The 23244-nt window shown below is 61.4% G+C and carries 15 protein-coding genes and 1 pseudogene; 10 read left to right on the top strand and 6 right to left on the bottom strand.

Features of this window, described 5'->3' with window-relative positions; genetic code table 11:
- Positions 1 to 3: 3 nt before the first annotated feature.
- On the bottom strand, positions 4 to 1104 hold the full coding sequence (locus PQR42_RS24605; protein WP_408181299.1) for a porin: 1101 nt from the start codon (positions 1102 to 1104) through the stop codon (positions 4 to 6).
- 252 nt (positions 1105 to 1356) lie between these two features.
- On the opposite strand from PQR42_RS24605, the gene PQR42_RS24600 reads away from it, so the two are divergent.
- The gene (locus PQR42_RS24600) at positions 1357 to 1743 is read left to right on the top strand and encodes a PaaI family thioesterase (protein ID WP_408210360.1); all 387 of its coding nucleotides are present in this window, start codon (positions 1357 to 1359) and stop codon (positions 1741 to 1743) included.
- 123 nt (positions 1744 to 1866) lie between these two features.
- A complete protein-coding gene (locus PQR42_RS24595; protein ID WP_408181301.1) occupies positions 1867 to 2736 on the top strand; it encodes a PaaX family transcriptional regulator in 870 nt (289 codons plus the stop codon).
- 6 nt (positions 2737 to 2742) lie between these two features.
- On the opposite strand, the gene PQR42_RS24590 is transcribed toward PQR42_RS24595, so the two are convergent.
- Positions 2743 to 4389: a class I adenylate-forming enzyme family protein gene (locus PQR42_RS24590; protein WP_408210357.1), complete on the bottom strand. Its 1647-nt coding sequence runs from the start codon at positions 4387 to 4389 to the stop codon at positions 2743 to 2745.
- Positions 4390 to 4457: 68 nt separating this feature from the next.
- Positions 4458 to 5690, bottom strand: coding sequence for a CaiB/BaiF CoA transferase family protein (locus PQR42_RS24585; protein WP_408387856.1), 1233 nt, complete (start codon positions 5688 to 5690; stop codon positions 4458 to 4460).
- A gap of 219 nt (positions 5691 to 5909) precedes the next feature.
- Here PQR42_RS24585 and PQR42_RS24580 point away from each other — a divergent pair, with 219 nt between their 5' ends.
- From PQR42_RS24580 to PQR42_RS24560, 5 genes are all read left to right on the top strand, one after another.
- Complete coding sequence (locus PQR42_RS24580; RefSeq protein ID WP_408210351.1) at positions 5910 to 6761, top strand: enoyl-CoA hydratase/isomerase family protein; 852 nt, start codon at positions 5910 to 5912, stop codon at positions 6759 to 6761.
- A gap of 73 nt (positions 6762 to 6834) precedes the next feature.
- Entirely contained in the window at positions 6835 to 7674 is an 840-nt protein-coding gene (locus PQR42_RS24575) for an enoyl-CoA hydratase-related protein (RefSeq protein ID WP_408210348.1), read from the top strand.
- Positions 7675 to 7761: 87 nt separating this feature from the next.
- Complete coding sequence (locus tag PQR42_RS24570; RefSeq protein ID WP_408387858.1) at positions 7762 to 9435, top strand: AMP-binding protein; 1674 nt, start codon at positions 7762 to 7764, stop codon at positions 9433 to 9435.
- A 72-nt stretch (positions 9436 to 9507) separates the two neighbouring features.
- Positions 9508 to 10998, top strand: coding sequence for an aldehyde dehydrogenase family protein (locus PQR42_RS24565; RefSeq protein WP_408387860.1), 1491 nt, complete (start codon positions 9508 to 9510; stop codon positions 10996 to 10998).
- A 107-nt stretch (positions 10999 to 11105) separates the two neighbouring features.
- Positions 11106 to 12860, top strand: coding sequence for a GMC family oxidoreductase (locus tag PQR42_RS24560; protein ID WP_408387862.1), 1755 nt, complete (start codon positions 11106 to 11108; stop codon positions 12858 to 12860).
- Between the two features lie 36 nt (positions 12861 to 12896).
- Here PQR42_RS24560 and PQR42_RS24555 read toward each other — a convergent pair whose 3' ends face one another.
- Positions 12897 to 13184 carry a hypothetical protein gene (locus PQR42_RS24555; protein ID WP_408210781.1) on the bottom strand — a complete coding sequence of 96 codons (288 nt, stop codon included), beginning with the start codon at positions 13182 to 13184 and terminating at the stop codon, positions 12897 to 12899.
- 134 nt (positions 13185 to 13318) lie between these two features.
- Between PQR42_RS24555 and PQR42_RS24550 the strand changes: the two are divergent.
- The 3 genes and pseudogenes from PQR42_RS24550 to PQR42_RS24540 form a co-directional block, all read left to right on the top strand.
- Positions 13319 to 13777 (top strand): annotated as a pseudogene (locus PQR42_RS24550) (acetyl-CoA C-acyltransferase); the annotation flags it as partial.
- A gap of 790 nt (positions 13778 to 14567) precedes the next feature.
- A complete protein-coding gene (locus tag PQR42_RS24545; protein ID WP_408387864.1) occupies positions 14568 to 15308 on the top strand; it encodes a substrate-binding domain-containing protein in 741 nt (246 codons plus the stop codon).
- A 462-nt stretch (positions 15309 to 15770) separates the two neighbouring features.
- Positions 15771 to 19112, top strand: a complete 3342-nt coding sequence (locus PQR42_RS24540; protein WP_408390449.1) for an adenylate/guanylate cyclase domain-containing protein — start codon at positions 15771 to 15773, stop codon at positions 19110 to 19112.
- 174 nt (positions 19113 to 19286) lie between these two features.
- Here the strand turns inward: PQR42_RS24540 and PQR42_RS24535 are convergent, their stop codons facing one another.
- Positions 19287 to 20993, bottom strand: a complete 1707-nt coding sequence (locus tag PQR42_RS24535) for a 3-(methylthio)propionyl-CoA ligase (protein WP_408493870.1) — start codon at positions 20991 to 20993, stop codon at positions 19287 to 19289.
- Positions 20994 to 22190: 1197 nt separating this feature from the next.
- On the bottom strand, positions 22191 to 22544 hold the full coding sequence (locus tag PQR42_RS24530; protein ID WP_408390453.1) for a DUF4148 domain-containing protein: 354 nt from the start codon (positions 22542 to 22544) through the stop codon (positions 22191 to 22193).
- Between the last annotated feature and the right edge of the window lie 700 nt (positions 22545 to 23244).

Genomic DNA, 23244 nt, shown 5'->3' with positions numbered 1-23244 from the left:
GACCTAGAATTTGTGCCGCAAACCGATGCGTACCGCGAGCTGATTGGTCGTGGAGGAAGCCGGCAGCGAGTACAGGTTGGCCACCTTGGCATCGCCACCCGCATGCTGGTAAGAGACCGACGTGTAGACGTCAGTGCGTTTGGAGAGGAAGTAATCCACGGTGCCGCTGACTTGCTGGTACTTCGGCTTCATGCCGGAATCCACCAGCTTGACGTTGCTCTGTGCGAGCGCGGTGGTCAGAAACAACGCGGGACTCGCCGCGTAACTGCCGAAGACTTCGAAGTTGTCGACATTCACGGGCGAGGTGGTGACGTCGAAACGCACATGGCTGTAGGTCGCACCGACGGTGAATTTGCCGATCTGGTAGTTACCGGACACGACCGCGATCTGTTGTTTGAGTACGGTACCGGTCTCGTAGAGCGCCGGGAGCGACGGATAATCCGAGCCGGAAGTCCCGGACACACCCACCGCGCCCGTCGTGTTACCGGCCGGCTGGCTCAGCGCCTCGTACGCCGCAGCGATTGAAAACGCGCCGTGTTTATAGCTTGCTCCGACGTTCCATGCCCGGTTGGTCGCGAACGAGCCCGCCTCATTGCCGAACGCGTAAACACCGCCGAACGAAAAACCGCCGTAGCTCGGGCTGATGTATTTCACCGCGTTGCTAAGGCGGAACGTGTGCTGGAGGTTGTCGTTATCCTGAACGTGTCCGGAATAGACGCCGAGATAGGGAACCGAACTGACCGGGATCACAAAATCTGCGACAAGGTCGTATTGCCGGCCGACCGACACCGTGCCGTACTGATTCGACAGGCCAAGATACGCTTGCCTGCCAAATTCGCGGCCGCCTTGCATGAAAGTGCCGTCGAACAGGTTGAAGCCGCTTTCCACCACTGCGACGCTTGTCAATCCACCGCCCAGGTCTTCTGTGACACGCAGTCCCCAGGCGTCGCCCTGCATCACGCTGCTGGCGGTCTGCCAGTTCGATGATCCTTTCTGATTGTTGGTATAGGTGAGGCCCGCGTCGATCAGGCCATAGAGCGTCACAGTCGCGTGCGCGGCGCCTGTGAACGCAAGACAGGTCATGCCGAAAGCAATCTTCTTCATCAACGTCTCCAAATGATCAAGTTTTTTTTTGTTATACGTAGGACTAAGGATATTGATCTGGCGTGGCGCTTTGCGTAGCCGCGATTCGTTCATCGCGGAACCTGGGTCTTTTGCGGAGCGCTTCTGATGTGCTACATTATGCGATAACAATTTACATCGCATGTAGCATTTATGCAGCGACGTGTTTACCCTTAAACGCCGATTTCCGGCGTCGGGGAATGCGTTCGCCAATCCACCATGGAGCAGGGACACATGAAGCTCAATCCGTTCATCGATCTGCTTGGTGCAAGGGTCGAAGTGTGGCGCGACGGCTATGCCGAGATCGTTTTACCGGTCACGCCGAGCCTGCTGAATTCCGGTGGCATTCTGCACGGCGGTGTGACCGCCGCGCTGCTGGACTCGGTGTGCGGCCTCGCGGGTCTGTTCAATCGTGAAGAGGGGAAGCAGCGCGTAGGCTCGACGCTTTCGCTGACGCTGTCGTATCTGGAGAAGGGCGTGGGCACGCATATCGTCGGCAAGGGCTACGTTCAGCGCGAGGGCCGTTCAGTGTTCTTTGCCAACGGCGAGGCGTGGACCGATAGCGGTGTGCTTATCGCAACCGCGCAAGGCGTGTTCAGCCACGCCACGTTTGCGGCGTGAAGCAGCGGGCAGCGGCTCATGTGGGCACGCTTCGCGGCTTGACGTGTCCGTGGCAAACTGCCTACCATCGGACGTTTTTAACAGCACCCTCCATTTTTACGTTCGTCAGATCAGGAACGCGGCATGGCAGATTCGTCTCACAACGCAATTGAATTCGGCGACGAAGCCGATACCGCAGAACGCGTCACACCGGGCAGCGCGCGCTCGCTTCTGTTGACGCTGCTCGGCGAGTTCGTCGTGCGCGAGGATCGTCCCGTGTGGACGGCTACCTTGCTGCACGCATTAGAAGGTGTTGGTGTGGCCGAGAAAGCGGCTCGCCAGGCGATTGCGCGTGCGGCAACGGCAGGATGGATTGAGAATGCACGTGACGGCCGGCGCGCCAGCTGGTCGCTGACCACGCGCGGCCGCGATCTGATCGCAGCGGGGTCGCTGCGTGTGAAGTCGCTGGCGGGCGAAGCATGGAATGGTCATTGGCTGGTCCTGCATCTGTCCTTGCCCGAGACGCATCGCACGATGCGCGTCAAAGCCTATCGCGCGCTGAGCTGGTTGGGCTTCGGCAATCCATCGCCAGCGCTGTGGGTCAACCCTCACGTGAACAGACAGGCTGAAACGAAGGCGGTACTCGCGGAGCTGGGCCTGTCGGGGGTGGCATTCGGGTTTGTAGGGAAATCGTTCGATCTCGGGGTGAGCGATGCTGAACTCGCCCAGCGAGCATGGAATCTCGACTCCGTGTCGGAGCACTATCGCGAACTCGCATCGACCTTCCAGAAGATGCGGCCGCGCTCCGACGACGCGATCCTGTTTGCGCACGTGCAACTGGTCAATCAGTTGCAACGCCTGCCCTATATCGATCCCGGTCTGCCGGACATCCTGTTGCCGGCCGGTTGGCAGGGACGCCAGGACGCCGCGAAGCTGGGCACGATTCGGGCGCGCTGGCAGGACGCCGCCCACGCGAGGTGGACGGAGCTAACCGGCACCGCGCCCGCGCGGTAACCGGCCTTAGCAGTCGGGGGTGACACGCGAAGGCTCCGTGAGCTGCGTGTCACGCGGGCCGGCCGTTGCGTCGGCTGCGGGCCATTGTTCGACGAGTTCGCGCTTGAGAATCTTGCCTGACGCATTGGTCGGCAACGCGTCGAAGCGCAGCCACCAGCGGGACGGAATTTCGAAGCGCCCGAGTGTCGTGCCCGCATGCGCCGCGAGATCCTCCGGGCGTATCGTCGCGCCCGGCCGCAGCACGACGGCGGCCGCCACTTCCTCGCCGAGATCGTCATGCGGCAATGCCACGACGGCGACTTCGAGCACATCCGGATGCGTAGACAGGCAGCGCTCTACATGAGCCGACGCGATATTCTCGCCGCCGCGAATGATGATGTCTTTCGAACGACCCACTACATAGAGTCGATTCTCTTCGTCGAGACGGCCGAGGTCGCCGGTACGAATCCAGCCGTCCTTGTCGGCGATCGACGCTTCTTCGCCCCAATAGCGGCTAGCCGCCGAAGGCGTGCGCGCGCAGATTTCGCCCACGCCGTGCAGATCCGCTTTATCGATCCTGATCTCGACTACCGGCAATGGCCGGCCGACGCAACCTGGCCGGCCTTGCAACTCCGCACCAGATGCCGCGGCCAACACGCCGCCGGCTTCCGTCAACCCATACAAGCTGTTGACACGCTTCTTGATGAGCGGAAACGCCGCCTGAATTTTCGCGCGCAGTTCGGGCGAGACTGCGGCGCCGCCCATCGGAATGGATTTGACGCTGGAGGTGTCGTAGTCGGCGAAGTGCTCGAACTCGACCACGCGTGACACCATCGTCGGAATGCCGCCCCACACGCGTACGCGTTCCTGCTGGATCAGGCTCAATACCTTTTCGGGTGCGAAGCGGCCTTCCAGAAAGATCAGGGCGCCGCCGGACAGCAGCGTCGAGAAGCTGATCTGAATGCCCGACAAATGAAACAGCGGAACGGTCAGCAAGCTGGTCGTGCCGGCGTGGTCCGGGCCCAGTTCATCCGGCAGGCGGCCGGTCAGCACCAGCAGATTCTGAATGTTCGCGATCACTGCGCGATGCGACATCACTACGGCCTTGGCGGCGCCTGTCGTGCCCGAACTGAACATGAGAATGGCCGGATCGTCTTCCGCGATATCCGCGTCGGGCAGATGAAACATCGCGTCCGCGCCATGTTCCGCTTGCAACTGATCGAAGGCGAGCCGTGTATAGCCGGCCGGAAAGGTGCGGTCGGCGGGACGGTCGGTGACGATGAGCGCGGGCTTCACCAGATCCACTGCGTGAGCCGTTTCCGTGTCGCTCCACCAAGCATTGCCTAGTGCGGCGACGGCGCCCAGACGCTGGGTGGCCCAGAACGCGAGCAGCCATTCGACGCTGTTGAAGCCGAGCAGCATCACGCGGTCGCCGGTCCGCACGCCGGCCGCGCGAAGCTGAGTTGCCACCACGCCGACGGCACGCGCATGCGTCTCGAAGCTGAGGCGCCGCTGTCCTTCGACGAGAAACGGCCGTTCGCCCCAGCGCAGGCTATCGGTCAGCAATTCGGCGAGCGAGCGTGGCCGGTTTCGATAGGCGCGGCAGGCATGCTGATCGACCGTGATCGATTCGACATCGCGGCCCCAACGTTGGGATTGACCGGCTTCGGTCATGACTTCCGCCATTTTTTACCTCTGTGATTGGATAGAAAGCGCTGCGTGCGCGAGATGCATTGCGTGGTTCAGGAACCGGCGCACTGGCGCGCGGCGAGACCCAGCGCGCCGAGGACTTCGTCGGTGTGTTCACCCACGGCGGGCGACGCGGCCACGCGCGAACGTCGCTTGCCGTCGAAACGGATCGGCGCTTCAACCGATTTCACCGATGCCGAACCGGCACCGGTGTCCACTTCGATCCATGCGCCCGTGGCGGCGGCCTGCGCGTCGTCGATCAGATCCGCCGGCGTTTGCACCGGCGCCCACCACACGCCGTGTTCGTCGAATACTTCGGCCCAATGCGCGAGCGGATGCGCGGCAAACGCGGCGTCGAGCATGGGAATGAATTCAGCGCGATGTTTCGCGATCGCCCGGGCGCTGTTGAAGCGCTCGTCGCCCAGCAAATCGCTGCGGCCGATCGCGGCGAGCACCGAGGGCAGATGGCGTTGCGCCTCCACGCCCACCAGAAAGAACCAGCGGCCGTCCTGAGTGCGATAGGAGTTGTACAGGGGCGTACGCGACTCGCCGCGCGGATACGGCGGCTTGGGGTTGCCACCCATGGCTTGCACGCCGAGTTCGCCGCACAGCGCCCACATGCCGGTGCGCAATAACGACGCCTCGACGAATTGGCCCCGGCCGGTGCGCTCGCGTTCCAGCAATGCCGCCAGCGTGCCGGTCGCCGCCGTCATCGCGGTGAAGCTGTCGCCGATGCCTTGCATCAGGGCGAGCGGTGCGCTGTCCTGCTGCGTGATCTCGTGCGAAATGCCGCTGCGCGCGAAAAAGGCCGCCACGTCATAACCTGGGCGGTTCTGGTCGGGACCACCCCAGCCGTATGCGCTAACCGAGCAGTAGACGAGCCGCGGATAGCGCTCGCGAATCGCCTCGGGTGTCAGTTCGAGACGCATGAGTGCGTCGGGGCGCAAGTTGGTGAGCAGCACGTCGGCGCTGGCCAGTAAGGCGTCGAACGCTTGCATGCCCGCCTCGGATTTGATTTCGAGTTCCACCGACCGTTTGCCGCGATTGGCCGCCAGAAACGCGCCATTGGGCGTGTCGCTGCGCGCACCGAGCGATGAGAAGATTGCCCGCATCGGTTCGCCGCCCGGCGGCTCGATCTTGATCACGTCCGCACCCCAATCGGCCAGCAGGCCGCCGGCGAGCGGCCCGGCCATCCAGTGCGCAAATTCGATCACCCGTATGCCAGCCAGCGGCTGTGCGCCTTGATCGTGCGGCGCTGCGTGGGCGCCGTGCGGTGTCTCGCTCATATCTGTTCTCCAGGGTTTTCCAGAAGCATCCCGATCGATGAAGCCTGAAATGGCAATGCGGCACTTGCGAGCGATCGGGTTGGCCTTGAAAAAATACTACATACGTTGATACTATTAGTCAAACGATGTAGCATTTATTCAGGCGCTGGCGGAGTGGGCCGGATTGAACGGTCGACGGCCCTGTCCTCGCGGTTGGCAACCTTTTGCATGGAGCTATGTATGGAACCAGCGATCCTGGTCGAGAAAGACGGTCCGGTTGCGCGGTTGATCCTCAATCGCCCCGAAAAGCACAACGCGCTGAAGTTCGACGACCTCGACACGCTGGTCGAAGCGCTTCACGAAGCGGAGGCCGACGACGACATCAAAGTCATCATCCTGAAGGGGCGAGGGCAGTCGTTCTGCTCTGGACATGATTACAACGACGCCGTGCGCTCATACGGGCTCGAAGTGACCGAACCCGGTGTGAAACCGCGCCGGCCGAGTCAGCGCTCGCGCTTGCTGCGCGATCGTAAGCTCGGCGAGAACTACATGGCGTTCCAGTACTCGCTGAAGCCGGTCATTGCGCAGGTGCAGGGGTGGTGCACGGGCGCCGGGCTCTATCTGGTGGAACTGGTGGATCTCGCGATCGCCGCGGACGACGCCCGCTTCAGCCATTCGGAACAACGCCTCGGACTGGCCGGCAATACGTGGCATCTGAATACGCAGATCATGACCTATGGTCCGAAGAAAGCGCGTGAATTACTACTGCTGGGTGACAACTTCGACGGCCGCGATGCGCAACGCCTTGGCCTCGTGAATCAAAGCGTGCCGCAGGAGCAACTCGAAACCACCGTCGAAGACTGGGCCCGCCGCGTCGCGCAGCATCCACGCGACGCGCTCGTCACCGGCAAAGCAATGTTCCAGATGGCGCTCGACAGTCTCGGTGGTTCTCAGCAGTTCTATCGTGGCTATGTAGGCCACACGCTCGGCACCAATCTTCGACTGGAAGAAGATGAATACAACTTTTTGCGCGAGCGGCGCGACAAAGGCACCACTGCTGCGTTTAAAGAACGCAACAAGGTGTTCGACTGATTCGCCGGCGTTGTGCAGACATCAACGGCGCCGTGATTGAGCGCCTGTCGCACGCACATGAGAGGAGACGAGTATGGATCTGCATGTCACGGAAACGAGCAAGGAAGATGGCGTGGCGGTCGTGCGCCTGAGCCGCCCCGGTCGCGGCAATTCCTGGACTAAACGCATGAACGAGGAGTATCGCTGGCTGATGGCGAGTCACGACGCGGATCCAGAGGTGCGGGTCATCGTCGTGACGGGCGCGGGGCGGCAGTTTTGCGTCGGCGCCGATTTCAAGGCGCTCGATCACTATGTCGACGCAAAACAGGACTATGTGGAAAGCACCAATGCACAGGTGTTGCCGCAACCAGGACATGGCGTCCGAGAGGAATTCGATCACGAGATGGTCTGGCACTGGGGCCTGCAGAAACCTGTGATCGCGGCGATCAACGGCGCCTGCGCGGGCATTGCCGTTGCACTCGCGTCGTTCTGTGACCTGCGCTACGCAGTGAGCGGCGCCAAGCTCACCACCTCGACGCCGCGCCTGGGCCTGCCGGCCGAATACGGGCTCGCGTGGATTCTGCCGCGCATCGTCGGCCTGACGCATGCTATGGATATTCTGATCTCCGGCCGTGTGCTGGTTGCCGAGGAAGCGGACCGTATGGGCTGGTTGAACGGCGTGTTCGAAGCGGAAACGTTCGAATCGCGGATCATGCAGATCGCCAAAGACCTTGCGAAGACCACCTCGCCGATCGCGGTCAAAACCGCCAAGCGACAGGTCTATGCCGAGTTGCTGAGCGCCAACGTGGGCGCTGCTGTCGAAGATTCGAAGCGGCTGATCGGCGAACTGATGAAGGCGCCCGACTATCTGGAAGGCGTCAAGTCGATGCAGGAAAAGCGCGCGCCGGCGTTCGCGGCGCTGGCGGCGCCGTGAACCGCGCAATCGGCTGTACGCTGGAAGGGGACACACGTGGTGCGGGCCGCCAGTCTGCATCGACGTCGGGCAAGAGGGAGAAACGGGATGCAAGCTGAGTTGAAACTTGAAGAATCGTATTGGCCAGCGGACCGTGCGCCGGATTTGTGGGAAACCACACTGGGCGACGTGTTGCGTGACGCCGCACGCAAGGTGCCCGATCGAATCGCGTTCGTGGAAGGCAATGCCGCCACGAAGGCCACGCGCCGCTGGAGCTATCGCGAGCTGTTGAGCGCCGCCGAGCGCGTGGCGTTTGCCTTGTTGAAGCGCTTCGCTCCCGGCGATAGGGTCGCGGTGTGGTCGCCCAATTCCGCCGAATGGATTCTGTTGCAGCATGGCGCGAGTCTCGCGGGTCTGGTGCTCGTGACGGTCAATCCCGCCTATCTCGCCGACGAAGTCCGCCACGTTTTGCGCAGTGCCAGAGCAGCGGGAATATTTTTCACGGCGGCGTATCGCAATACCGATCAACGGGCGATTGTCGGCGCGATTGCCCCGAGCTTGCCGCATCTGCGCGAGATGATCTGCTTCGACGACTGGGCGCAATTCTGCGAGGCCGGCGACACGCCGGTTGAATTGCCGCGCGTGCAGCCCACCGACATGGTGCAGATTCAGTTCACGTCCGGCACCACCGGTTTTCCGAAGGGGGCGTGTCTACACCATCGCGGCCTGGTCAACGCATCACGCTTTGCATCGTTGCGCGCGAACTTTCCGGAAGGCGGTGTGTGGGTCAGCGCGATGCCGCTCTTTCACGTCGGTGGATGCGCGGGGAGTCAATTGGGCGCGTTCACGCGGCTCGGCACCTTCGTGATGCTCACGCAGTTCGACGCTGCATTCATGCTCGAATTGATCGCCGGGGAGCAGGGCAATCACATTCATGCGGTGCCCACCATGGTGATCGCGTTGATGGAGCATCCGAGCCGGCCGCGACTGGATCTAGCGAGTCTGAAGGTGATCATGAGCGGCGGCACGCCCGTGCCGGCGCCGCTGGTGGTCAAGGTCATGCAGACCTTCGATTGCCGCTTCACCATCACCTTCGGGCAAACGGAACTGAACGGCGTCATCTGCCAGACCTTTCCGGACGACACACCGGAGCGCCAGGCTGAAACTATCGGGCGTCCCGCGCCGCAGATGGAAGTGAAGATTGCCGACCCGCAAACCGGCGCGACTCTGCCGCTCGGCCAGACAGGCGAGATCTGGGCGCGCGGCTATCAGTCCATGCTTGGCTATTTCGACATGCATGAAGCGTCGAAAAGCACGCTGCGCGAGGACGGCTGGCTGCGTACCGGCGACCAGGCACGAATGGACGAGCACGGCTATCTGCGCATCACCGGGCGTCTGAAGGACTCGATCATCCGCGGCGGCGAGAACATCTATCCGAAAGAGATCGAGGACGTGCTGTGGACCCATGAGGCCGTTGCGCAGGTCGCGGTGGTGGGCGCGCCGGATTCGAAGTGGGGCGAAATCGTGGCTGCCGTGATGCGCTTCAAACCCGACGTACCGAAGCCGGCCGCCGACGATCTGCACGCGTTCTGCCGCGCACGGCTCGCGGCGTACAAGACCCCGGCGTTGTGGTTCTTCGTCGACGAATTTCCCGCGACGTCGTCGGGGAAGATCCAGAAATACAGGTTGCGCGAACAGATCGCGGCAGGTGAGCTGGTCAGCGAGCCACGCGTCGCCTCGCAAATCGCAGTCCCGTCCGTAGCGAAGGTGTCGATCGCATAGAGAATTAAGGCCGCTTGCGAAAGCTCGCGATATGAAACTGAGCGGTCAGGCCACCGCTCACAGGAGACAGGCATGATGTCATTTAACGACGCCTTGCGCGAAAAGCAGACCTTCCTCCGCGAAGGCGAGAAACGACTACTGATCGACGGTCAGCATGTGAGCGCGGCCTCGGGGCAGACGTTCACGTCGATCAACCCGGCCACGGGGCGCGTGATCGCGACCGTGTCCGATGGCGACGCGGTCGATATCGATCGCGCTGTCGCTTCGGCGCGCAAGGCTTTCGAAGGGTCGTGGAGCCGTTTCAAGCCGGCTGAGCGCCAGGCGCTGCTACTGCGTCTCGCGGATGTCCTCGATGAACATTACGAGGAACTGGCGTCGCTGGATACGCTCGATATGGGCGCGCCTTTGCTGCGCACTCGCGCTTCGCGCGAGCGCGCCGTCGGTCTGATCCGCTATTACGCGGGTCTTGCGATGAGCATTCATGGCGAGACGATTCCGAATTCGGTTCCTGGCAATATCTTTTCGTACACGGTGAGGGAGCCGGTTGGTGTGGTCGGTGCAATTACGCCCTGGAATGGACCACTGACCCTGGCGTTGTGGAAGATCGGTCCGGCGTTGGCCACCGGCTGCACGGTGGTGCTGAAACCCGCTGAACAGTCGCCGCTATCGTCGTTGCGGCTAGGTGAACTCTGCCTCGAAGCGGGCTTGCCGCCGGGCGTGCTGAACGTGGTCACCGGACGCGGCGGCGCGGGCGCGGCACTGGCCGCGCACCATGACGTCGACAAGATCGCCTTCACCGGCTCCACCCACGTCGGGCAGAAGATCATCGAGGCGTCGGCCGGCAACATCAAGCGCCTGTCGCTCGAGTTGGGTGGCAAATCGCCTCACATCATTTTCGCGGACGCCGATCTCGACGCCGCGGTGCCGGCTGCCGCGATGGCGGTATTCGCCAACTCCGGGCAGATCTGCAGCGCCGGCACGCGGCTGTTCGTGCAGGAGGCGGTCTACGACGAGTTCGTCGAAAAGGTCGCGGCGTTCGGCAACGCATTGCGCGTCGGCGATCCCGCCGACCCCGACATGCAGCTCGGGCCGCTCGTCTCCGAGCAACAACTGACGCGTGTCGCCGGCTATCTGCGCGCCGGCCAGGATGAGGGCGCGACGCTGCTCGGCGGAGGCCTGCCGGCTGGTCAATCCGAATTGAACAACGGATTCTTCGTGCGACCCACGGTGTTCTCCAATGTGCGTGACGAGATGCGCATCGCGAAAGAGGAAATCTTCGGGCCGGTGATTTCCGCGCTGCGGTTCAGCGACGCGGCCAATGTGATCGCGCGTGCCAACACCTCGGACTTCGGCCTCGGCGGCGGCGTGTGGACCCGCAGCCTCGCCACGGCGCAGCAGGTGACGCGCGGCTTGCGCACCGGCTCCGTGTGGGTCAATTGCTATCAGGCGATGGATCCAGCGGTGCCGTTCGGCGGCTACAAGATGAGCGGTTACGGCCGCGAGTCTGGACGCGAACACGTCGAGGAGTTCCTCAATACGAAGGCGGTGTGGATCAATGCATAGCCATGGATGCCATTTGCTCGTGCACCTGTCCCGACCAGCCAACCGTTCGAACCCGAAGTGCGCGATATCCGCAGCGTTATCGCGCGCGCATGTGAAAGGAGTGCCACATGCCTGCAACGTCTCCTTCTGAGCATTTCGATTACATCATCGTCGGCGGCGGTTCGGCCGGCTGTGTGCTGGCGAGCCGCCTGTCAGCGAAGGCTGCCAACCGCGTGCTTCTCTGCGAGGCGGGCGCCGACATTTCGCTCGACAACGTGCCACCCGCGATCCTCGACAGCTATCCGGGCACCGCTTATCTGAATCCCGACTATATCTGGCCGGAGTTGCAGGCGACGACTGTGCGGATCAACGGTGTAGCGGGCCGCGCACGCAAGTATGAACAGGCGCGCATCCTCGGTGGCGGTTCGTCGATCAACGGCCAGTTCTTCAACCGTGGTGCGCCGTCCGATTACGACGCCTGGGAGGCACACGGCGCGCGGGGCTGGAATTGGCAATCCGTGCTTCCATTCTTCAAGCGAATGGAAACGGATGTTGACTTTCATGATGCGCTGCACGGCACCAATGGACCGATACGTGTGCGGCGCATTTTTCCGGAGCAATGGTCCGGCCATGCGCGAGCTGTCGCCGCGGCGCTCGAGGCGCAAGGTTATGACTATCTACCGGATCAGAACGGCGACTTCCGCGACGGCTATTTCCCGATTGCGATTTCCAATTTCAACGAGCAGCGCGTGTCGGTCGCGACGGCTTACCTCGACGCGGCAACGCGCAGTCGGCCGAATCTCACGATCAGAACCGGCACCGAAGTCGCGAGCCTGATCTTCGATGGCACGCGTTGCACGGGCGTCGTGATTCAGGAAGGCGACAAGGGCAAACGCGTGAGCGGCGGCGAGATCATCGTCTCGTCGGGCGCGATTGGCTCGCCGGCGTTGCTGCTGCGCTCCGGGATCGGGCCGGTCGCGCATCTGCGCGATCTCGGCATCGACATTGTCGCGGGACTGCCGGGTGTCGGGCAGAACCTGATGGAACATCCGTCGATCGCACTGGCGTCGTTCATCGACGACGGCGCGCGCATCAACGACGTGACGCGCCACCATATCCGCGTCGGGGCCCGCTATTCGTCGAAGATCGGCGGCGCGCCGCAAGGCGATATGCTGATCCTCGGCGTAACAAAAACGTCGTGGCATGCGGTGGGCCGCCGCATCGGCACTTTGCTTAACTACGTCAACAACCCGTTCTCGAAGCTAGGCGAGGTTACGCTGCAGTCGCGCGACTGGCGTGTTCGACCCAACGTCGCATTGAATCTGCTGGACGACGAACGCGATCTGGACCGGCTCGTCGACGGTTTCCGACGCATGGCCTTGTTGCAGGCGAGTGCGAGCATGCAGGCCGTGACGAAAGATCCTTTTCCCGCCAGTTACAGTGAGAAGGTGCGGCAGGTAGCGATGCTGAGCGCGAAGAACAAATTCATTACGGACGTACTGGCAAAACTGCTCGACGGCCCGGCACCCTTGCGCAGCTTCCTGATGCGGCGTGTCGTGGCCGGCGGTCCGACGCTGGACGAATTGCTCGGAGACGATAAGGCATTGCGCGCCTTCATTCGCGGTGCATGTGTCGGCGTGTGGCATGCCTCGTGTACCTGCCGCATGGGCGCCGCCGACGATCCCCTGGCCGTGACGGATGAGTTTGCGCGGGTGCGTGGTGTGCAGGGATTGCGAGTCGTGGACGCGTCCATTTTTCCGGTCGTTCCGGGTGCGAACACGAACGCGCCGACACTCATGGTGGCGGAGAAGATTGCCGATGGATTGTTATCGACGCAGCCGGGCGGCGGAGCGATCGCGGATAGAGCGATGTCGCCGGCGTGATGCCTGTGCCTTCGCCTGGGCTTGTCCGGCCGATGCTCAGTTGCCTGTTACGCAACCTGGGGCGCCGACGACTCTCAGCGTATATACCGTCGACACGCCCGACTGCTGCGACGCGATCGGCTCGGCCAACCACCAAGGCAATTGATTCAGGTCCAATTCGCTTGGACCGGGTTCGACCTTGGCATCTGCCACTGCGATGATCAATGTCGGCAGCGCGGCATGGAGCGGGCATATTAACGCCGACGGGCGAAGGGCGGCTCCGGCCGACTTCCAGACGCCTCGACTTGAGCGTTCTTGAGCGGCGCCGTGAACCGGAATGCCCACGAACGCGCGCCACTGTCCGCGATCTGCATGTAGAGGCCACCGCCGTCGGCGTAATGGCCCGGGGCCACCTCCTTTGCCGTGCTGCAGCCGTTTGCCGCATAGGCTGATACTCCGGATTGCTGCCGAGGCTGCCTATGACCGCGGGCAACGCTTCGGGTATCAATGATGGCGCAGCGTTTTTCGTTCTGGCCGACGCCACAGTAGCAGCGGCCGCCGGCCATAAGCCGATGGCGCGACTGGTGTCTTACGCGGTGGCTGGCGTGCCCAACGACATCATGGGCGAAGGCCCGATCCCCGCCACGAAAATGGCGCTCAGCAAAGCCGGCGTAACGCTCGATCAAATCGACGTAATCGAGAGCAACGAAGCGTTCGCGGCGCAGGCTATCGCGGTGGCGCGTACGCTCGAACTCGCCATGGAAAAGACCAACCCGAACAGCGGCGCGATTGCGCTGGGTCATCCGACCGGCTGCTCAGGCGCTTTTCTCGCCACTAAGGCGATCTACGAACTGCAACGCATCGGTGGCCGCTACGCGCTCGTAACGATGTGCGTCGGCGGGGGCCAAGGTATTGCGGCCGTGTTCGAGCGACTGTGAGGCCTAAGACAGGATAGGCGCCGCAAAACGCGCGCCTTTCTCGTCTATCGTGGCTATTGATTTCGCTGTGTGGGTAGGATGATGGGTATGGTGTGGTTCAGCAGCGCGGGAGTCAAACCTGGCGGCGCTTTGCGGGGAACTGTTGGAATCGGCTGCCTTCCGCCAGTTAATGCTTCCCGGACCTTCCGATATCTTCTTACACTGCCGGGGCAAACCAAGCGAGGCAGTCTCGAGGCGCCGGAAGGGGTGGCAACACGGGGACGACTCGCGATCGGCGGCTCCCATTATGGCCGGCCATACGCGTTTGGCAGAGCTGTGGCCGCTTTGGAGCGAGGTTGCGACGTTCGGAGAAACGACCTGAAAGGCGGAAACGCGTCGCCTGCTGACCGTCGTGCCAAGCAATATCTGAGCGCTGCTATTCGGTCGAACCTAATTTGCGCATAGCGCTGACGGGCTAATATGGCGTGGATAACGTCAACTACGAATTCCGCCCGTGTTGCCTCACGAAGGAATGTTACCCGACGGATTGTTGTCGTTTTGTTTTCTTTCCTCCTTTCTTTCGTGGTTTTACCGGGAGCGCGGCGGCCATCGCGCAAACGGCGGCGGCGAGGGACTCCGAATTGGCGCGGCATCGGTGCAGCGCGCGATGCCGCGCTGCTGGCTAACATCATCAGTGGCGTCCAGACTCGATGCATGTCTGGGCTGGGTCATCCGATCGACATGGAGCAGGGCCGTGATTTGCCGCAAGCTGAGGGTTCACGCACTCCTATTCTGCGTCGCGGCCGCATTGTTGAGCAGCGTCACGGCATCGGCAGATGAAGTCAAGGTGATGATTTCGGGCGGGTTTGCGTCAGCCTATCGCGCACTGGGTCCACAATTCGAGGAGGCGGCTGGCGATACGCTGGTCACCGTCTGGGGGCCAGCGGTGGGCACGGCCGCGAATGCCATCCCCGTGCGACTTGCGCGCGGCGAGTGGGCAGACGTGCTGATCGTGGTCGGCTATGCGCTCGACGATCAGATCAACGCTGGCAAGGTCGTGTCTGGGAGCAAGGTGGACTTCGCACGCTCGGCAATCGGCATCGCGGCTCGCGAGGGGGCGCCGAAGCCGGATATCGGCTCGGTCGACGCATTGCGGCGCACGCTGCTCGCCGCGAAGTCGATCGTCTATCCGGACGACGCGAATGGAGTCTATATCGGCAGCGAACTATTCCGGCGTCTCGGTATTGAGGGGCGGGTGGAGAGCAAGAGCCGCATGATCCCGGCCGAGCGGGTCGCCAGTGTCATCGCGAACGGCGAAGCGGAGCTCGGATTTCAGCAGATCGTCGAACTGTTGCCGGTGGACGGGGTGACGGTGGTCGGCAGTTTGCCCGCGGAGGTACAAAGGTACACGGTGTTTTCCGGGGGCATTGCCACCAATGCCAAAAATCCAGCGGGCGCAGCGGTCCTGATCCGTTTTCTGTCATCGCCGGACGCGGCCCCCGCGATTGAGGGGACCGGGCTCGAACCGCTAACGCCGAAGACTGCGAACTGAGCGAAGCTGTGAACCCAGCGCGCCGCCGAGCCAGGTGACGGCCGGATCTTCCGAGTTCGGCCAATTGTTGCCGCTCGTCCATCCCACAAAACCGTCATTCGAACGGCTGAATCGCTCTGAAACCCGCCGGATGTTCCTGTAGAAGCATCTCGGCCTTAACCGACATTCAGCTAACGATATCGGTGAGGGGGCTACAGATCGCTTTTCTGAACTCCACCTGTTGCCAGCCGCGAATGTCAGGTCTCGCTGCCAGCAACCGCGTAATACTCTCCAGACCTTCAACGCACCTCCAGACAGTTTCCCCACGTGCATGACGCATGGTTTGCATACCTGCAAAAATGCGCCTTGCCCACAAGCCATCCCCTTACTACGGTATGAACTAACTGACGCCGTTCCATTTCTTGCCCGTTGCCAGATGCCTCGGGCTGGCAAGCAAGTTGCGGTCGTCACTGGAGTCTGGCCATGGATACGCTCGCATTGTGGCTGCGCCCCATCGGGCTTGACCATTACGCGCCATTGTTCGAATCCCATGGGATCGACCTGCATTCGCTGCCGCTCCTCTCGGAGAAGGATCTCGTCGAACTTGGCGTGCTGCTCGGGCACCGCAGGCTCCTGCTAAAAGCGATCTCCACGCTTGACAAGGACGGGCGCGTATCGCCCCCGACATCGCAACCGGCCAAGGATGCCGGTCGCCGTCAACTCACGATCCTGTTTTGCGATCTCGTCGGTTCGACACAGCTTTCGCAGCAACTCGACGCGGAGATGCTCAGGGATCTCGTGCACGCTTACCAACGCACATGCAGCGATATCGTCTCCCGCTACGCCGGTCATGTGGCGCAATACGTCGGCGACGGCATCGTCGTGTACTTCGGCTTTCCGCAGGCGCATGAGGATGACGCGGAGCGCGCCGTGCGTGCTGCGCTCGATATCGTCGCCGCCGTCGGCAAGGTTTCAGGCCAAATCCCGCTGCGAGTGCATATCGGCATCGCAACCGGTTCGGTCGTCGTCGGCGACAGTGGCGCGGGCGATGATTCCATATCGAATGCGGCGGTGGGCGAGACTCCCAACCTTGGCGCGCGTCTGACCGCTCTGGCCGGTCCTGACCAGATCGTGGTTTCGTCACGCACCCATCGCTTGCTCGGCAATACCTTCAGGACCGAAGATCTCGGTGAACACATGCTTAAAGGCATCAGCGGTCCGGTAAAAGCATATCTCGTCCGGGACCTAATGCGTAACGAGGGCCGCTTCGAAGCCACCCGAGAGAGCCGCTATACACCTTTTGTCGGTCGCGAATCCGAAGTTGCCATACTTCTCGCCCGGTGGGAAAGCGCACGCGACGGCGATGGTCAGGTCGTGCTACTGAGCGGGGAGCCTGGCATCGGGAAAAGTCGCATCGCGCGTGTACTGAGCAAACATCTCGCCGATACACCTCATCTGCGACAGTTCTATCAGTGTTCTCCCTATCACAACGGCTCGGCCTTCTACCCACTTGTCGAACCATTGGAGCGTGCTTGTGGATTTGAACGCGAAGACACTACGGAGCAGAAGCTCGACAGGCTCGAAGCGTCACTGGACCTCGGCGTTGACCAGTTGCCGTTCGTCGCACCGTTTTTTGCCGCATTGCTTTCGCTGCCGACCAATCGTTATCCGGTGCAGATGCTCTCTCCTCAAAAGCACAGGGAGCAAACCATAGTTGCGGTGGTCGAGCAGATACTGCATCTTGCGAAACGTCAGCCCGTATTGATGATCTGCGAAGACGCACAGTGGGCTGATCCGGCAACCCTCGAGACGTTGGCGCTGATGGTGAAGCAGATACATCAGGCAACCATACTCCTTCTTGTGACCTGTCGCCCCGAATTCGTGCCCCCCTGGACCGGGCACGGCAACGTCACGCTGCTGCACTTGAACCGCCTGTCAAGGCGCGAGGGGGAAGCGATTGCTGATCAACTCGTCGGCAGCAAGCCATTGCCCGAGGAATTGCTAACCCAGATTCTCGAACGTACCGACGGGGTACCGTTGTTCGTAGAGGAGCTCACACAGGCGGTGCTCGAGTCAGGTTTCCTGCGTGACGCGGGCGACCATTGGGAGCTGACGAGACCCTTGCCGCCATTAGCGATTCCGTCAACGATCCAGGACTCCCTGATGGCACGCCTCGACCATCTCGGGAAGACAAAGGAGGTAGCACAGATCGGGGCATGTATCGGCCGAGAGTTTGACCACGAGTTGCTAGCGGCAATCGTGCCGACTGACGATGCAGGCTTGCAGGAAGCGCTCGATCACCTCGTCGAAAGCGGGCTGGTCTTCAGGCATGGAAGCGGTAGCGAAACCGTGTACAGATTCAAGCATGCGCTCGTGCGCGAGGTCGCCTACGACGGGCTTTTGGTTAGCCGGAGAAAGCAGATTCACGCGGCAATTGCACACGCGTTTGCCAATGAACTAAAGGATAGAGCAAGGACCCAGCCCGAATTGCTTGCATTGCATTTGACACGCGCGGATCTGGTTGACCTTGCACTACCACAGTGGCGTACTGCTGCGCGGTCGGCAATGGCGAAGAACCGTCATCGCGAGGCTCTGGATTATGTCGATGCAGGGCTGGCGCTGATCGATCAGACGGCCACCGAACACCGTGCGGAGTACGAGGTGCGACTCCTTGTTCAGGGCGCCGCCTGCCATTGGGTGCTCACAGGCTATGCGTGCAAACAGGCAGCGGCGTTGTGGGCGCGCGTCGAAGAGTTGATCGACCAGGTTACGGATCCACGTCTTTTGATCATGGGGCTATCGGGTATCCTGGCGTGTGCGTATGTGGGGGCGGATACGCGAAATGCGCTTGCCATCGCGGAACGACTCGTCGCGCTGGGCGAAAGCGCAGAGGATATCGATAGCAAGATCGTCGCGTACGCCTGCGTTGGTCCGATTCTCCACCAGCAGGGTCGATTCGCGCAATGTACAAAATTGCTCGAGTTTGTCCTCGACTTATACAAACCAGACCGGCGAGGCGGCTTTGGCCCAACCTATGACCCGAGGGTGGCCGCGTGCAACTGGCTAGGCTACTGCCATCTGGCAACTGGCCGCTTCGATCAGGCAAGGCAACATGCGCAAATGGCTGTCGATCATGCGACGGCAATTGCGCAGCCGTTTGTACTGTCGATGGCGCTCAGCATCGCTGCGCGGACGTTCTCAGAAACGGGTGACCAAGAGACGGCATTCGATCTGTGCGATCGCTGCATTGAACTCTGCGACACGCAGAATCTTCCGTTCTGGAAAGGCTGGGCGATGGCCTCAGAGGGTGTCGCGCTCGAGCGGTGCGGAAAGCACCAACAGGCTGAGGCGCGCCTGGCGCACGCGATCGAAGATCTTGCTGCCCGAGGGGGGCGCGTGGACTCGGGATATATGTACGCCTGGCGGGCGCAAGCGCTTGCGCACCTGGGCCGTTTCGATGAAGCGCGGCGCGACATCGAAACGGGTCGCCTTGAATGCGCAAGCACCGGACAATTGTTGTCGTTGATTGAGTTAACCTACTCCCGCGGTGTGACCGAACTGCTCGATTCTGGATCTGACGACGCCATAGCAGAACACTGGTTCAACGTCGCGCTGACCGATTCGCGGTCGGTTGGATCGAGACTTATCGAACTCCGTGCAGCCACATCCCTGGCCAGCTTGTGGAAAGCCAACGGAAAACGCCGGGAGGCGCAGGACGTGCTCAGGCCAGTTGTCAGCACTTTCACCGGAGGGCTGGACTGTCAGGACGTTACGGCAGCGATCGCACTGTTCGACAGCCTCGATGTGACTGACCGGAAAACGTGAAGCCGTTGAAGGGTCGGGCGTTGATGCACAGGCCGACGAAGAAACTCAGGGGTTCTACTGCCGATCGGTCCAAAAAACGTTGCTTTCGTACGGTGCAGCGAATGGGTCTAGCAAATGATCGGGTCGAGTCCCGCCGTGCCTGCCCATCGATAGTCTTGTCGATACCTCTTTCAATCATTCTGGCGCAGGCGTTGATCCAGAGCCCGCCGCTCCCCGCTTGCTGTGTGGACAGTTCGGGACTTCGCGTTGCAACGGCAATACGTGGTCGCGGAACAGCTCGCGCAGCTTTAGCTTGTTTAGCTTGCCAGTTGCGGTGTGCGGCAATTCGTTGACGAAGACAATGTCATCCGGGATCCACCATTTGGCGACCTTTCCCTCGTAGAGCGCGAGCAGTTCATCGCGCGTGACCTCCACGTCCTTGTGTTTGACGATGACGAGCAGCGGCCGCTGGGACCACTTCGGATGCGCGCAGGCGATGCAGGCCGCCTCTGCGACGGCCGGATGCGCCATCGCCAGGTTCTCGACCTCGATCGAACTGATCCACTCGCCCCCCGACTTGATGACATCCTTGCAGCGGTCGGTTATGCGCATGAAACCGTCCCGGTCGATCGTGGCCACGTCGCCGGTTGGGAACCAGCCGTTGACGAGCGGCGAGTCATCCTTCTGGAAATACCGCTCGATCACCCACGGACCGCGCACGTGCAGCTCGCCGAACGCGACGCCGTCCCACGGCAAATCGCGCCCGTCGTCGCCAACGATCTTCATGTCGACCCCGTAGATTACATGCCCCTGATTTTCGCGCAGCCGGCGCTGCTCTTCCGGCGGCCGCTGCGACTGGTCCCAGTTGAGCGTCGCAAGGGTCCCGATCGGCGACATCTCGGTCATGCCCCAGCCGTGAATGGCCTCGACTCCGTATTCATCCTCGAACGTGCGCAGCATCGCCGGCGGGCAAGTGGACCCGCCGATCCCGGTGCGTTGCAATGACGAAAACCGCACGCCCGCTTCCTTCATGTAGTTGAGCAGGCCAAGCCAGACGGTCGGCACGCCGTTGGAACAGGTAACGCGCTCCGTTTCCATCAGTTCGAACAGGGATTCTCCGTCAAGATGGTTGCCTGGAAAGACGAGCTTCGCGCCCGTGAGCGGCGCGGCATGCGGGATGCCCCAGGCGTTTACATGAAACATCGGAACGACGGGCAGTACCGAGTCGCGCGAGGACAGGCCCATCGCATCGGGCAACGACGCCCCTAACGCGTGCAGCACCGTCGAGCGATGCGAGTACAGCGCACCCTTTGGATTGCCTGTCGTGCCGGAGGTATAGCAAAGGTACGATGCCTGGCGCTCGTCAAGGAGCGGCCAGTCGAATGTGCCGTCGTGCGGTTCGAGCAACGTCTCGTAGCTGACCAGTGGCGTGGGTGATCGCATTGCCGGCAGATGCTCGTCGTCAGTGAGAACAATCCAGCCGCGCACCCTCGGACAGCGCTGCGCGAGGCGATCGATCAGCTGCGCGAACGTCGTATCAAACAGGATGTACCTGTCATCGGCATCGTTGATGATCCACGCGATCTGGTCGGGAAAGAGCCGGGGGTTGATGGTATGGCACACGGCGCCGAAGCCCGTCGTGCCGTAGTACGTTTCCAGATGCCGGTAGCCGTTCCAGGCGAGCGTGCCGATCCGGTCGCCTGCCTCGACACCCAGCGCGATCAGCGCCTGCGCGAGCTGCTTCGCGCGCTTTTCGCAGTCGCGGTATGTGTAGCGATGTACGTCGCCCTCGATACGCTTCGACACGATCTCCGTCGTGCCGAAGTGGCGTGACGCATGTGCGAGCAGCGAAGAGACCGTCAGTGGCACGTCCATCATCTGTCCGTGAAGAGGTGTCGTCATATCCGACTCCTGCTATTGTTGGAAAACTGAAATCGCAGAGAAGACAGGCTGGAACCGTATGGCGGACCTTCACTTTCAAGTACGGTTGTCGAGCAATCTTCTTTTCAACGCTTCCCGTGGACGCTCGCGTGGACTGGCTGCCTGTGCTCGGGTTCGGCCAGATGAAAGCCAGGCTATTGGCCTTGGAGATACGCCGCGTACTAAAGACCGTTCAGTGATTCAAGATAGGCTAGTCATAGACGTGTTGCAATTCACGGGTATTTCCGAACACCACGCGCCGACTTCGAGGAGCGCTCAACTGAATTTTTCAAGGGGAGGAATCCGCCAGCAGGATAGTTAACGAGACGGTCTGGGAGGACGTCGGATCGCCTTGGTGGCGATGGCCGTTGCAACTTGAAAGCCGCCATTGAAGCCAAAGTGCGTTGAAAGGCAGCTCAGGGTCGACCTGAGCCCTTCATCGTCGGGCTCAGTGCGGCCAGCCAGAGACGTTCAACCAGACCTTCACTCGGACGTTCGAACGTCCGCTCCGCCCGAAACAACGGACTTACGCTCGCGATCAATTCGATCTCCCCCGTCTTCTTTGGCGGCCGTGATCATGTTGGTGGCGTCGGTGTCCACCTGCATCTCACGCTCAAGCTTGAGCTGGCGAACCTAGTGGTGCAGGCGCGTGAGTTCTTCGCGCTCGCTCGTGGTCAGGCTGTCGTGCCGCAGCCAGTGTCGCGATCGGCCTGTGCAGCGCATATGCCTCGACACCTCGTCTCGTGGGACCTCCTCGAGAACAAATAGAAGCCCTCGGTTTGCATAGGCGCTCGAATGCGCCGGTCTGAATGCTGCCTGAAGCATGACCGCGAGTGAAAAGGCGCGCGCATGCGACGATAACTCGCGAAAGCCCATCGAATGCGGCTTGATGCTCAAATGGATTAAGCGGCGAAGGAGATGTGTGGCCGACGTCCCGAGAATCAGCAGCATCGCGCCTGCCAACGCTGTTGTTAGTGCGCAGCAATACGTCGGCGACGTAAAGTGTCAACGAGGTCAACACCATGTGGGAGGCAATGCCTATCGGCCGCGGGTTCATCATGTCACTGGCTATTCGTTGCGGAGGGTCCGAAGATTCGGACGCCGCCGGTGAGGATGCCCCCAGACGATTCAGGCACGTTACCCGGATCGTCGGGGCGGTGTCGGGCGAGCCATCGGCGGTCAATTACCGAAGAAAAGGTTGCAGTAACTTGCGGGGCCGACGCACGACGATGGCGAGGGCTTCGACACATGCTGGACACTGCCGGAAGCTGTGGTGCCGTTGGTCGTCGTGCCGCCAACGTCACTGTTGCCCGCCTGCTGGCTGTCCTGTGCAGCGATCTTCGCTTCAGCAGCCTGAATTTGCGCAGGATACGTCGTATCGTCGCCGTCGCCGACGTGATAGCCGGCCTGCTCGAGACGGATCAGTTCCGCACGCACCTGCGCACGGGTGACGGGGGCGGTGCTCTGAGCGAAGCTGACGACTGGGCTGGCAAGCGCACAGCTGGCGAGGACAAGGCATGCAAGGGTTTTCATAATGGAGCTCCTTGATTTATGGCTAGCTTAACAATCAGGATGCCTAATAGCACACTGCAGACAGTTCTGCAGAGAAACTGGAAGTTGTGGTTGATATGGGGCGTGGAGTCGTCCGCGACCCAGCTGGCTTAACTCGGGGGCGTATTGCGGATCATGTCAATCTCCCTGAAAGTGAGGTGGAAAATGTCGTGCATGTACGCACTGCGTTTTCCGCATCGGCCGGTTATAGAGCCGTACTCGTAACAGGCATTAGACAAGAGAAAAACGCGAGCCATTGTGCGGTGATTGACGCCCTCCTTGTGTCGAATTATGCTGCATTATTACGCCGTGTAACCGTGTCAGTTGTAGTTGCGTCGATAATTTGATGTTCGGCATTAAATGTTCCTTTGCGGGCGAATAAATGTTCGGTGTCGCTTTACGATTATTCGTTAGAGTGACTTCTTGAGAGTACGGCGCACGCCGGGTTACGGATGCAGTTCGACGCGGCACACACGGAGCGAGCACCCAATATCGCAATTGGCGAACCGTGCTTGATCAGGACAACTGCGAGTTACTGGTACTGCGCAGCGCGAGAGATCAGCCTCATACTTACCCTCGTTCAGCAGCTTCGACGGTCTTCCACCCAATGCCGGCACAGCGGGCACAAATCTCAGGTAGGGACCACCTGCGTGGACCACGAACTTTTGTTCGGCAAAAAACA

Source organism: Paraburkholderia sediminicola (genome assembly GCF_046027355.1).
In the GTDB taxonomy this organism is placed as follows: domain Bacteria; phylum Pseudomonadota; class Gammaproteobacteria; order Burkholderiales; family Burkholderiaceae; genus Paraburkholderia; species Paraburkholderia sediminicola_B.
The sequence above is the reverse complement of the archived record's forward strand: the minus strand, read 5'-3'. Positions and strand labels throughout refer to the sequence as shown.

Bases quoted from the DNA above. Each gene is read 5' to 3' on its own strand.
- PQR42_RS24535 (WP_408493870.1), bottom strand. From the start codon at position 20,993: ATGACGACACCTCTTCACGGACAGATGATGGACGTGCCACTGACGGTC.
- PQR42_RS24570 (WP_408387858.1), top strand. From the start codon at position 7,762: ATGCAAGCTGAGTTGAAACTTGAAGAATCGTATTGGCCAGCGGACCGT.
- PQR42_RS24575 (WP_408210348.1), top strand. From the start codon at position 6,835: ATGGATCTGCATGTCACGGAAACGAGCAAGGAAGATGGCGTGGCGGTC.
- PQR42_RS24580 (WP_408210351.1), top strand. From the start codon at position 5,910: ATGGAACCAGCGATCCTGGTCGAGAAAGACGGTCCGGTTGCGCGGTTG.
- PQR42_RS24585 (WP_408387856.1), bottom strand. From the start codon at position 5,690: ATGAGCGAGACACCGCACGGCGCCCACGCAGCGCCGCACGATCAAGGC.
- PQR42_RS24605 (WP_408181299.1), bottom strand. From the start codon at position 1,104: ATGAAGAAGATTGCTTTCGGCATGACCTGTCTTGCGTTCACAGGCGCC.
- PQR42_RS24565 (WP_408387860.1), top strand. From the start codon at position 9,508: ATGATGTCATTTAACGACGCCTTGCGCGAAAAGCAGACCTTCCTCCGC.
- PQR42_RS24595 (WP_408181301.1), top strand. From the start codon at position 1,867: ATGGCAGATTCGTCTCACAACGCAATTGAATTCGGCGACGAAGCCGAT.
- PQR42_RS24560 (WP_408387862.1), top strand. From the start codon at position 11,106: ATGCCTGCAACGTCTCCTTCTGAGCATTTCGATTACATCATCGTCGGC.
- PQR42_RS24590 (WP_408210357.1), bottom strand. From the start codon at position 4,389: ATGACCGAAGCCGGTCAATCCCAACGTTGGGGCCGCGATGTCGAATCG.
- PQR42_RS24530 (WP_408390453.1), bottom strand. From the start codon at position 22,544: ATGAAAACCCTTGCATGCCTTGTCCTCGCCAGCTGTGCGCTTGCCAGC.
- PQR42_RS24540 (WP_408390449.1), top strand. From the start codon at position 15,771: ATGGATACGCTCGCATTGTGGCTGCGCCCCATCGGGCTTGACCATTAC.
- PQR42_RS24600 (WP_408210360.1), top strand. From the start codon at position 1,357: ATGAAGCTCAATCCGTTCATCGATCTGCTTGGTGCAAGGGTCGAAGTG.